Here is an 11,889-nt window from a genome sequence, read left to right as displayed (position 1 = left end):
CTCAGGTTTTTCGCGAGCAAGCTCGCTCCTACAAATCATCACCCCGCCGGGCTGCCCCGCGCGACATCAATCGTCGTGCAACAACCCCGAACCGTACTCCCCATAACTACTGCCCAACCCACTGCCGCCAAAATTCATTTTGGCGGCTTTGCTGGGGCTATGGTCTCCAAACGCCTGGCACCCGCCTGAAAAACAAGGGTCGCTGCTCACGCCGGAAGAACCCGACGAACAGGCACTCAACAGCAACGTGCCAGCAATCATCACGACTTTAACGAGGTTCGAGATCATGTTTTCAGTTCCCTGTGGACGGGAGGCGTGGGGGTCCTCTCTTGGAGAGGATCGTAGACCTCAAAAACGCCGGGAATGATGAAACTTTGCTGGGTGACTGGATGGGTTCAGGTTGCCGCCTTGGGGTAAGGCGGCGGGGTTGGGTGTCACGCGGTGGCCTTACAGGCGGCAGGTGCGACGTGTTCCTGGGCTCGGTCGATGAGTAGAGCACTTAGGTCGATGAGTTGTTGGATGCCAAGGAGGATGGCGCGGTGCGGTTCATCGAGGTCGAAGGCCAGATTGGCGGCCATTTGGTTCGCGGATGCGAGGTTTTCGGCGGCGTTGGCCAGGAGGGTTTCGGTGTCGATGTTGGGGTTGACTAGGAATAGGTTGTTGATTGGGCGCTCGACTGGTGCAGCGTCGTCGGATGAGGGCAAGTGATGATGGACTGCTCGCTGGGCTGCGGCTTGAAGCTTGGGATTTACAGACGGTGCGGCTTGATCAAGTGAGGAACTGCGTGCGTGGTCGTGCGTGGGCGAAGCTCCAAGTATTCACGGGAGTTAAAAACGCCTTAGCAATTCGGACTTCCACCTCCGGCCACTTGGTTCTCAGAGGCTTAAGGAGGGTAGCGGCGCATGATCTGACAAGCAAGCTGAGAACATTGTAGGATGACTCCATAACATGCAGTTTTACCCACATGGAACGTTAGATATGACCGATAATGCATTGCAGGAACCGGCTGAGGAAATCACGCAATCTTTTGCTGAATTCTTGGAAAATTCACCTCCAAATCAGCATGCCATAATTTCAGATCTGGTGACTTTAAAATGGTCTGACAACAAGCGAGCAACCTGCTTAAAAACTCCAGAAATCCAACTTCATTGCACCGAAGATTCATGTAACGGCATTAGATTTTTCCGTTGCACGGTGGGTAATGACGTGCACATAGGTATAGACAAACACATAAACACCTACCTCATCTACAGATGTGCAAACTGCCAAAACTCCACAAAAACATTTTCGATTGCAGCAAAGCGCACCGACGACAGCATGAGTGGTATGCTGTATAAATTTGGAGAGGCGCCAACTTCTGGCCCTCCTACCCAGGCTAGATTACTAAAATTAATTGGACCAGATAGAGATATATTTCTAAAAGGTCGTCGCTGCGAAAACCAGGGTTTAGGAATAGGAGCATTTGTATATTACCGTAGAGTTGTAGAAAACCAAAAAGACCGAACATTAAAAGAAATCAAAAAAGTTCTAGAACGCTTAAACTCACCCAATGAAAAAATTGAAACTTTAAATATAGCAATCAATGAAACACAGTTCTCAAAGGCTTTGGAAATTGCTAAACAGGCGATCCCTGAAAGCTTACTAATAAACGGACACAATCCGTTAAAGCTCTACACAACGCATTAAGTGACGGGATCCACAACATGTCTGACAGCGACTGTCTTGCATACGCATCGAGTATAAGGGTCGTTTTGAACGAGCTTTCTGAGCGTCTTTCACAAGCTTTAAAGGACGAGGCCGAATTAACCCATGCAATCTCCCGTCTACTGGCACCTAAACCTCAATAGAAGCCAGTGACAGCAGTGGATCGAGAGTGGAACAGACTTGAGGTCAAAAATCTCCCGGAAGGTTTGCCCTTAAAATGGCTAAAGTCATCTGCTCGGGACTACGAACCCAAATTTTATAGGCCATCATCAACCCAGTAATTTGATTCGCAGCGACTGCCCTATAGAGGTATTCGTAGCCCTGTACCCGAACGAAAAAACTGAGCATTCCTTCGCTCAATGTAAAAAACTCATCGTGCTCTAAATCTAAAGCTTCTGAGGACTCAAGCAGCTTTAGATAGTAGAAGGCAATTTCGTCTTGGTCGTCCCCCCCTTGAGCACCTATCGGCAGCGTCATATCCGGCCGGCCGTTAAATCCTTCGTGTGCAACCTTGTGGCATTCGTAACAAAGCGTAATTCCGTTGCCGAGTTCATATCGCGCCTGCGAAATTAATGTCCTTCTAAAAACATGATGCGCTTGGACCCGATCGTCAGAATTACAGACGAGACAGTGGTGAGCATCTCTAGCTCTGATAAACCGACTCCAAAGCGCAAGACACCATCTGTCTGAGCGGTTGTTATCAATTGCTCTATAGAGCCTATCTCTAAGCCTAATCAACTGTTCCTTATCGATAACAGGAACTCCCGAAATACTCACAACTCGCTCCTTGATCAACGTAGATCGATTGCGCCACCCCGCCTCGTACCGCGTAGCTCCAACTCACGAAATATACCTATTGAAACAACACCGAAAGATAGCAAAAAAGGGACAGATTTATTTATACCATCGCTGGGAAAAAGCCAATCACAAGACAACAAAAAAGCTGCGTCATCCGCGGCCTATTTACTTAGGCCTTCAGTTCATCTGGCGTGTGCGTCTTGACGCCAATCAGCCAAGGCGGCGCTCATCCGAGGAAAAAGGGACAGATTTGTTTAAAACTGAGTCTCCTGTCACACGCTCAATAGCCGGCCTCTCAAACCCATTCCTGATAAACTGCCCACCCTTCGCATTCTCCATCCAAGACTCCAATGCCTTCAGCCATAGCTCCACAGCCAGCCCTCTCCCGCCGCTTCTCCGTCGCCCCGATGATGGATTGGACGTAGCCTTTCTCAAATTCACCGCCAGTCTTGCTTACGGGGCACCTACAGGCTGCTCGTGTAGCAACTTTCAAGCAAGCACACATGTGACGGACCACTGCTATGCTTTGCTCTTTTTGACGGAGTTGCACACATGTCAGCGGAATACTCACTACCGAATTTGCTTGAAAGAATGTACGAAAATCAGCTCGCTTTGGAGGCGGCCCTGATGGAGTTGACCCTCCAAAGCGAGAAGCAGGGCCTGAGTGAGGTAGGAGATAACGTGCGTGGCGCCCTTTTCGTGATCGGTGAAAACGCCGGTCACATTAAGCAGGGGTTGGCGAAGCTAAAAATCAAATATTTCTAACAAAGGACACCCCGATTATGCAGGAGTATGTGGGGATTTTGAGGGGTAAGCCCGTGGTTTCAGGCAGGGAGGCCCGGCCACAGAAAATTACAGACATGCATTGTGGGCATTGAATGGCATACATCGGCCTACGGCTTGCCCATTTTGGTCCAAGCCTAAGACGCCCGAGCCTTTTTTTTTGCTATGGGTGCCCCTAAGATATTCAAAATACACAACAAAAAAGCTTACGGTGCCGCTGCCCCTTCTGAAATCTGTTCAAACGTCTACCATATCTATCAATTTCGCTACCGTCGACTATCTGGCGATAACCGTTTACTGCTCCCTCTCTCAGCTAGCTTTTAGGTTTTCAGCAATTAACAAGGAATTTTAAATGACGGATCCAATAAGCGTTAAAGGAATCGGGACAGCGGCAAAAACCTGCTTGAGTCTCGCGAAAGGCGTGGGCCCCCTACTCATTTCTCAGTTTGACTACGCTAAATTTAAATGGCTTGACTACAAGCAGAAGCAAGCGCAACTAGCTGGCTATTCCGAGTTTTTTCTAGCTGAAACGAGATCACTGGTCGAACTAAAACAAGAGCAGCTGCGAGATAGTCTAACCAAAACTGGAATAGACCGGATCCGAGCAGAAGAAAATGTCAACCTAATATCCAAAGAAATAAATAAACTTCTAGTTTATTCGAAAATCCCAACTCACACTCTTTACCTTGAATCCAAGAATGGCCAAGCAGCGCAAGTTGAGCACGAACAGCCGATAGAAATAAATGACACTTGGATTGATCGCTTTAATGAACTCGCTGGAAAGCTTAACGAGGAATGGCGTCAAAATCTCTTAGCTAAAGCATTCGCAATCGAGGCAATCACCCCTAGCACAATCGGATTGGACACGCTATTTACAATTGGTATGCTAGATCAAAAATCTTTTTATTTTTTTGATGCAATACTGTCCTGTTCCATACAACTATATGAATCTTATTTCATACCAATTAGTGACATATCTTTAGAGCTTGAGATTGACGTAAACGAGTCGAAGCACACTATCAGCAATATTATGTATCAACTCCAACACACCGGACTAATAGCTTATGACGAAAATCTGGGAATTAATCTAATAGCAGGAAATCGAATACTCTTTCGATATGATGATAATATACTAGTAGCACAATCCCCAACCAACAAACATATCTCATCAGTAATCGCAAGCAGGTCTGGCATAGCCCTAGCATCGCTGTGTGAAATAACACCAAACGAGCACGGCTCGAAAATTTTCGACTTGTTCGAAAAAGAGCTTATGGAGAATGATGCATTCAAACTTCGGTATAAATCTTAATATAATACCTTGTCATCAAGTATCAAAATTAATCACTCTAACTCACTGACTTTTGAGCAGACCGTGTTTGAAAAATCTCATAAGCCATCGGTCCAAACGCAGCACCTAGGTAACCGTTTTCTCAATAGAGCACTGACACAATCGAAACGCGCAAAGTGATCTATCTCGTTTCAAAAAACCTGCCTTATGGCGGGTTTTTCGTTTTTTTCACCAGTGAAATAGGGAGACTCACCTTTATCAGTTTGTGAACGTCTAACGGGTGGCCGTGCAATCGCGCTGCATTAAACTGTCAAACTTTGCAAATTTTGAAATTTCAGATCGCCTGCAGAATCCTACAGCCCGCCTGGGCTGTAGGTTCGTTTGCACAACATCCGGATTTGCAAAAAAAACGGACGCAAGGCCCGTCGGCGGAAGGGGGATAAGTGCTTTTTCAAACGTGCTTTTCTTCTGTCGGGCATTTTCGATGTTTGAAGGCTAAATTTTTTGCCATCGCGCCTGCACAAAACCGTTAGAGGCTACCGTTCAATGTCTACTCAGCGCCATCATATGATCGCTTCATCCACGGTTCCCACTTCCCCAAGATTGACCGGGGTGCCCTCTTACGCCAATCAAACGTGATAGATCTGGAAGGTTTGAAATTGCAACCAAGAGCAGGCTCATTGACGCGCTGGCGCCAATCTGCGTTTTTTTGGAGTGATAGCGGCCAGCTAAACCGCACCGAGAGGCGTTTTCTCAAAAAACCTGTGCCCACATACATTCAGAAGTCAATTCAAAGTTTATTTTTTAAAAAAAATGGTTTAATGTCAATTTGCCATGCGCTCGTAAATTAAAAAAATACAAAAGCGACTTTAGTACACACTTTAAAATATGAAACCACAAAGAGAAAAGCATAACATGGAAGACTCTAATAAAATCCGCTGGCTTCACTTGTCAGATTTCCATATGGGCAAAGAGGATTACGATCAAAAATATTTTCTTGGTCGAATATTAGAACACGTGTCTGAGCGCTTACAAGCAGGTTACAAGCTTGATTATGTCTTCATCACTGGAGACATTGCCAATCGTGGAGCTGTGAAGGAATACGAAAGATTTTTAGAAGAGTTTATTATACCTCTAGAATTACTCGCACCAAACTTACTTGGAAAACTATTCCACGTACCTGGGAACCATGACATTGACCGAAATACTTTTGGAGCGTTTGACAGGCACTTGATCCTACAAACTACATCTCCACACTTAGAAGTTTCAGAAGAATCACAGAAACAAAGAACTGTTTTAGCAGATCGTTTTGAGGCGTACATAGACAATGACACTACCGGATACGCTGAATTCTTCAAGAAACCTGAAGGTGCTTACTCCAAAGAATTCACTCATGGCGATCAGAGGATAGCAGTAGTCGGAATCAATACTTCTTGGTTATGTAGAGACGAAAAGGATTTTAGAGCGATAACCCCTGGCAAGGCACTTGTAACGGAAGCCTTAGCCAAGGTTAGTGGAGCAGACCTCACTATTGTACTTGGACACCATCCAATGGACTGGATTTCTAGGGAGCATGCTCAGCCGATAGGACAGATATTTGGATCTCATCACGTTATCTATCTGCACGGCCACATGCATACTGCTTGGATGGCTCCCGCATATACAGGTGTCAATCCGTACTTGAATGTTCAGTGTGGCGCATCCTATCAAGCCAAAGAAGGCGATATAGATACAAATGGTTTAGTATGGGGAGAGGTAGATCTTGAAAAGCAAACCCTGAGCGTTCAACCATGGCAATGGAACTACGCGCTGCAAGAATGGAAAGTTAACGAACAAGCACTACCAGAAGGCAATAAATTTGGACAGTGGTGGAAAACTTTTACACCCAAACGCCATAGCGCACTATTCAACCAAAAACTGAACGAGCCCAAAGCATTGCCAGGGGGATGGGAGATTCAATCTTTCGATTCCCTGAAGGGATATCATGCTGAACTTCCAGCACACGAAGCTATAAATTTCTTTAACGGCGCAGTTCCTACTTGGCGGATTGCAATCTCATCATCCGTTAACTCCCGCAGAATAGTAACCAAAGCTGCAAGCTTGTTCCGAAATATCTTAGCTGCTGAAAGACCTATAGTCACCTGTATAACTTCCGCAGGGTGCGAAGGAAAAAGCACTGCGCTTTTACAAACCGCCTATGAGGTAGTGAAAGCTCACCCAAAACTAAAAATTCTAAGACGTTTCAATGACAACCGACCATTTGACGAAAAAATACTTCTCGATTTGACAGAAGGCGCAGAACAATGGCTCATTGTACTAGATGAAGTTCAAGAGGCTGACGCAATTCTCGAGTTTATCGAAAAAAACATAAACTCGATCCTAGGACGAATCCACTTTCTCATAGCCTGTAGGGATTCAACTTGGATATCTTCAGGTTCACAACTAAGATGGTCGATTACTGATTTCCGCAACGAGAAGCTTTCTGGACTCACGAACACCGATGCAGAATCTATTGTTAGTGCTTGGGCGGCCTATGGAGACGAAGGTCTGGGCGCTCTCGCAAATACCGCAAAAACACGGCGCGCTGAAATACTTAAGCAGTATGCAGATGAAGAGGGTCGGAAAGAAGAAAGCGGAGCCTTGTTCGGTGCCTTACTCCTTGTTCGCCATGGAGATGACCTCTACGACCACGCCAAAATGCTTGTAGAGAAGCTTGATACTATCTCGATTAGTGACGACAGAACGCTTAAAGACGCAATAACTTACGTCGCTATAATGCATGCAATTGACCATACTTACTTAAGCAAAGAAGTTCTTCAGCACGTGCTCAACATCGAACAAGGGAAATTCCAGGCGCGTGTACTTCGACCTTTAGGTGAAGAGGCGGCGGCAAGCCAGACCTCGAACTACGTATTAACAAGACACAAATACATAGCAAAGGAAATATTCAAGGTACTTTCAGCAGAGTTTGCTTCAGATTTAAAAGAAAGATACCTCGACCTAGTTCGCTCAGCGTCACAACTGGCAAAATCTGGATTTTACCTAAAGGATCTTGAGTCATGGCGATTCAAACTATCAAATTATTTTATGACAGCGGGCGACACAAGTTTCGCCATCAAAATATCGGAAGAAATTCTTAAAGTCTCGACTTCTGACGTATATATGATTACATACCTAGCAAAACTACTGAGAACAGATAACCGCTCTCCTGATGCAGTTGACTTATTTAGAAACCATGAAGGTGAACTTGATAGAAACAAGCGAAGCTTTTACTTTAGCTGGGGCGTAGCTGAAAGCGAAGGCAATCCGATTCAAGGGGCAGCACTTTCCTTATTTTCGCTCAGTGATGACTGCGAGTACGCGCCCTATGAGTTTGACGAGGTAGTTTACCTTCTCAATGGCATCTCTGAAACCTTTAAGCGACTACACGCCAGATATATCGACACAGAGTATATGGATGCTTACCTTTCAATTTGTTCACTCTTAGTGGATTGTCACCTGTATAAAGACTCGGCAGAAATCAGCGGTAACGCACAACAATATAAGCAGCAGGTAGAACGAAAGCTGTATCCGACGATACCTCACAAAGCGAGAGTTGAGCACTTACAGAACGCGTTCGATCTGTGCATCAGCTACCCTACTACATCTGTCATAATGGAAAAAATAAGCGGATATGGCACGCTTGGATTTGATTCACTAACTCGCATTATCGACAATATAAGCAAGCTAAGAGCCCGAAAACAACTTCCCAATAAATCTTGAGCCCCAATTAACTCTTATCGCCATCTACCACAACAAACATAAATGGTAGATGGCAATCTCATAAAACGAAATTTACACGCCCTCTGGTCACCTATAAATTAGCCGAAATATAAAATCACGCCCCTCCCCTAATTACACTATCAAAAGTTGGATATTTACGAAGACTCATAGAACCATGTCGCAACCTCTCTTAAACTTCCGCAAAGTTCGAAGACTGAGACGGCGCTCAGCATAAACTCCAGCATTCAACACTATTACAACTGAAAATATTTATCACAGCCTCGTGACGCTAACGATATCGAAAAGTTAATTAAAGTGTAATTTTTTAACTTTATGCTCAGTTTGGTGGCGGCACCTGAATCACTTGAAAAGTCTATTGCATTTGCCGGCACCGGTGTTGGCCCGTGAGTACGAATGGCCAACTGAATGTTCATCTGCCGCACCAGGTCGAGAAGATCACACGACAAATGGGAATGGTCGCCTCTCTGGGCGACCCGATCAACGCACGCGTAGAGACGGTCACCACGGACAAGTTTTTTAAGCAACTCTGGCCGAAAGGCCGCGCTCTGGTTCCGAGTGAGGGGTGGTATGAGTGCGTTAAAGACTCTGAAGAACCGAAAAATAAGCAGCCCTACTTCATCCGATTGAAGAGTCAGAAACCCATGTTCTTTGGAGCGCTTGCCCAAGTTCACCCCGGCCTTGAACCTCACGAGGGCGATGGTTTCGTGATCATTACCGCCGCCAGAGATCAGGGCATGGTGGACATCCACGACTGCAAGCCGTTGGTGCTGACCTCGAACATGCCAGGGAATGGCTTGACCCAAACCTTTGCCCTGAGCGAGCCGAGGAAATAGCGAAGGAATGCAGTCAGCCAGTGGACGAATTTGAGTGGTATGCAGTTGGCAAAGCAGTTGGGAATGTGAAAAACCAGGGGGCCGAATTGTTGCAACCTGAGCCCCCCAAGAATGGTTGATCTAATCAACATTGAAACTTGATCTTCAGAACAGCCCACCCAGCGCGGCGGGCTCCCAGTTCATGATCACCAACTCACCTCTCAGATCGGCTTTACCTTGCCGCTGATTTGCGGTCGTGTAGCGAATGTCTACCGTCTCAAAATGGAACCCCTCGAACACTCGCCGAATGTCAGGGTGGTCATTGATGCTAACCATCACCCTACCTTTGCAGCGCCGCATAAAGTCGGCCATACGTTCGTAGTTCTCAAAGGGAAAGTCCACTCCGTAACCTGCCGTCTGCCAGTAAGGCGGATCCATGTAGTGAAAGGTATGCGCACGGTCGTAGCGTTCAGCGCAATCCAGCCAAGGAAGGTTTTCTACATAGGTGCCGGACAGACGCTGCCATGCTGCCGAGAGGTTTTCCTCGATCCGCAGCAAGTTGATCGCCGGACCAGTAGTGGCGGTACCAAATGTCTGACCAGTGACCTTGCCGGCAAAGGCGTGGTGTTGCAGATAGAAAAACCGGGCGGCGCGCTGGATGTCGGTGAGGGTTTCGGGGCGGGTCATCTTCTGCCACTCGAACACCTGGCGGGAGCTGAGCGCCCATTTGAACTGGCGCACGAATTCTTCCAGGTGGTTCTGAACAACGCGGTACAGCGTCACCAGGTCGCCGTTGATGTCGTTTAGGACTTCAACCGGTGCGGCCTGGGGACGCATGAAGTACAGCGCGGCGCCGCCGGCAAAGACTTCGACGTAGCATTCGTGGGGTGGGAAGAGCGGGATAAGGCGGTCGGCCAGGCGGCGTTTGCCGCCCATCCAAGGGATTATGGGGTTGGACATTTAAAAAGCAAGGCCTTTGCTGTATGGATAAACAGTGCTAGGCTCGCTCCGCTTTGTGCACGAAGCAGGAGCCTTGGCTGGACTTGCAGGGGTAATCTGCGAGGAAGGTGGTACCGTTTGGATGTTGACGCATCCAAACGGACCGCTCTTTTATAAATAAAAATATTCAGTAACAGTTTTGCCTAGGCAGTAACCCTGGCAGTTTGCTTATTCTAGATAGATAGCTAGCATCAAAGCGCCACTACCCTAGGAGTTATTGAAATGACTAATGGTATTTTCTCTGTCGCTTTTAGATCCAACCGTCCAGACAATGGGGACGGACTTGTAGTAATTAAGGACGGTACTGTTAATGGTGGAGATCCAAACTATCTCTATCAGGGAAAAATACCAACCAACTCTGGCCCCTTTACAGGGCAGTTCAAAGTCAGCATGTGGCGTTCGGGAAATACGAATGTTGCAGGAATTGATAACTACATTCTAAACGCCAACGGCAATATTGATTATGAGGGTGGGACAGTCTCGCTGTCCGGCACTGTTGAAGGTGCTCCTCATATCCAAATAAGCCTTCAGGGTAAAAGGATTGCGCCAGCTGTTTAGTTATCCGTAGACGTCAGATGACCTCTCGAAGGTCATCTGATACCGCAAATAGCCTTAGTCACGAACAGCAGATATTTCTTTCACGTACGCCTGACACGCCCGCAAGGCAATCAATCCTCGGTCGCCGGCATCGGTGATTCCGATAATTCGTTGAGCATGCGCTGGGTCAAGTTGGGCTCTTGTGGTGCCATGAACCACGCGGCCGGTGGTGGCGGTGGTTGGCACTGAACAGCCGCTGGTGGCGTCGGTGGCGGTGAGTACGACTGACAACCGCAGATCAGCAGTAGCCAGGCGATCACGCAGACGAGCCTGCTTCGTTTGCTCATCGGTCAATTCCTTGTAGTGGGTTTCGTCTTTGTTCTGCAGGCGCTGCTCCAGGGCGAAGCGCTTGTCTTGCTCATTGCGCTGCAGCGCGGCAGCGGCTTGCGATAACTCGTTGAGGGTGTCGGCCTGGAGCCGGGCCTGGCGCTCCAACTGCTGACCGTAACGCCAGCCTTGGGCGTTCCAAGCCATAGCAGCAGAGCCAGCGGCCAATATCGCAAGCAACAAGCAGACTGCCGCGACTCGGTATTGCACGGGGATCAGGTCGAAGAAACGCATAACACCGTCCTCGCCCTGGCCCACAGCTGCAGACGATCTTCCAGGCCGTTGAGCCCGCCATTGATCCGGCGGGTGATGGTGTTGAATTGCCCTTGATCCGCGAGCGCGTTCAACCCGTTCACGGACCAGAACCACGCTGCAGACTCTGCCGCCCATTGAGGCGTTTCCAGCAGCTCCGGTGTGCGCAGCAATCGCTCATCACCAAACAGCGCCAAGCTGCAGCGCAGGTAGTTATCGTGGCCGGTGATCTGGATCAGCCCACGGCCACGATAGCGTTGACCGTCACCGTCGGCTGCCGGGGTGTTCCCCAACTTCGCAGCCAGCGGGCCGGTGTCGTACTTGCTGAGGTACTGATCACCGCCCAGCTCGCGCACATATTGCAGTTGGCCGGACTCATGACCGATCTGGGCGAGAAAAGCTGCCTGACGCTTCGGCGTATCGATTTTTCGGTTGACCATGGCCGCGTTCAGGGCGGATACAAAAACGCCCGCTTGGCGGCGGGCGTTGGGCATGATGCGTTGGAGTTGCTGCTCGGTAATGGACATCGCTTTTTCCCAGGCAAAA

Annotated in this window: 11 protein-coding genes and 1 pseudogene; 6 read left to right on the top strand and 6 right to left on the bottom strand. The window is 48.0% G+C overall.

Translation table 11 applies throughout. The annotated features are described in order from the left end of the window. Positions 1–66 precede the first annotated feature (66 nt). Together CI807_RS15075 and CI807_RS15070 are read right to left on the bottom strand one after the other, a co-directional pair. The gene (locus CI807_RS15075; RefSeq protein WP_095015196.1) at positions 67–288 is read right to left on the bottom strand and encodes a hypothetical protein; all 222 of its coding nucleotides are present in this window, start codon (positions 286–288) and stop codon (positions 67–69) included. Positions 289–434: 146 nt separating this feature from the next. Beyond that, entirely contained in the window at positions 435–704 is a 270-nt protein-coding gene (locus CI807_RS15070; RefSeq protein WP_256578769.1) for a DUF6124 family protein, read from the bottom strand. Between the two features lie 274 nt (positions 705–978). Between CI807_RS15070 and CI807_RS15065 the strand changes: the two genes are divergently transcribed. Then, positions 979–1,686, top strand: coding sequence for a hypothetical protein (locus CI807_RS15065; RefSeq protein WP_218239528.1), 708 nt, complete (start codon positions 979–981; stop codon positions 1,684–1,686). A 204-nt stretch (positions 1,687–1,890) separates the two neighbouring features. Here CI807_RS15065 and CI807_RS31300 read toward each other — a convergent pair whose 3' ends face one another. Then, positions 1,891–2,481, bottom strand: a complete 591-nt coding sequence (locus CI807_RS31300; protein ID WP_157742029.1) for an HNH endonuclease — start codon at positions 2,479–2,481, stop codon at positions 1,891–1,893. Positions 2,482–3,054: 573 nt separating this feature from the next. Here CI807_RS31300 and CI807_RS15055 point away from each other — a divergent pair. The 4 genes and pseudogenes from CI807_RS15055 to CI807_RS15040 all read left to right on the top strand — a co-directional run. Beyond that, positions 3,055–3,267 (top strand): hypothetical protein, encoded by a 213-nt coding sequence (locus tag CI807_RS15055; protein WP_095015193.1) that lies wholly within the window; start codon positions 3,055–3,057, stop codon positions 3,265–3,267. Positions 3,268–3,637: 370 nt separating this feature from the next. Beyond that, positions 3,638–4,594 carry a DUF2806 domain-containing protein gene (locus CI807_RS15050; protein ID WP_095015192.1) on the top strand — a complete coding sequence of 319 codons (957 nt, stop codon included), beginning with the start codon at positions 3,638–3,640 and terminating at the stop codon, positions 4,592–4,594. An 894-nt stretch (positions 4,595–5,488) separates the two neighbouring features. Next, entirely contained in the window at positions 5,489–8,335 is a 2,847-nt protein-coding gene (locus tag CI807_RS15045; RefSeq protein ID WP_157742027.1) for a metallophosphoesterase, read from the top strand. 465 nt (positions 8,336–8,800) lie between these two features. Further along, positions 8,801–9,308: pseudogene (locus CI807_RS15040) on the top strand (SOS response-associated peptidase family protein); the annotation flags it as partial. A 25-nt stretch (positions 9,309–9,333) separates the two neighbouring features. On the opposite strand, the gene CI807_RS15035 reads toward CI807_RS15040, so the two are convergent. Beyond that, a complete protein-coding gene (locus CI807_RS15035; protein WP_095015190.1) occupies positions 9,334–10,128 on the bottom strand; it encodes a DNA adenine methylase in 795 nt (264 codons plus the stop codon). A 261-nt stretch (positions 10,129–10,389) separates the two neighbouring features. Between CI807_RS15035 and CI807_RS15030 the strand changes: the two genes are divergently transcribed. Continuing rightward, positions 10,390–10,725 (top strand): GrlR family regulatory protein, encoded by a 336-nt coding sequence (locus CI807_RS15030; protein ID WP_095015189.1) that lies wholly within the window; start codon positions 10,390–10,392, stop codon positions 10,723–10,725. A 54-nt stretch (positions 10,726–10,779) separates the two neighbouring features. Here the strand turns inward: CI807_RS15030 and CI807_RS15025 are convergent, their stop codons facing one another. Together CI807_RS15025 and CI807_RS15020 are read right to left on the bottom strand one after the other, a co-directional pair. Beyond that, complete coding sequence (locus tag CI807_RS15025) at positions 10,780–11,325, bottom strand: lysis system i-spanin subunit Rz (RefSeq protein WP_095015188.1); 546 nt, start codon at positions 11,323–11,325, stop codon at positions 10,780–10,782. Next, entirely contained in the window at positions 11,307–11,870 is a 564-nt protein-coding gene (locus CI807_RS15020) for a glycoside hydrolase family 19 protein (protein WP_095015187.1), read from the bottom strand. Before CI807_RS15020 ends, CI807_RS15025 begins: the two co-directional genes overlap by 19 nt. Positions 11,871–11,889: the final 19 nt, after the last annotated feature.

It is taken from the genome of Pseudomonas sp. NS1(2017) (assembly GCF_002269425.1).
Taxonomy (GTDB): domain Bacteria; phylum Pseudomonadota; class Gammaproteobacteria; order Pseudomonadales; family Pseudomonadaceae; genus Aquipseudomonas; species Aquipseudomonas reactans.
The sequence above is the reverse complement of the archived record's forward strand: the minus strand, read 5'-3'. Positions and strand labels throughout refer to the sequence as shown.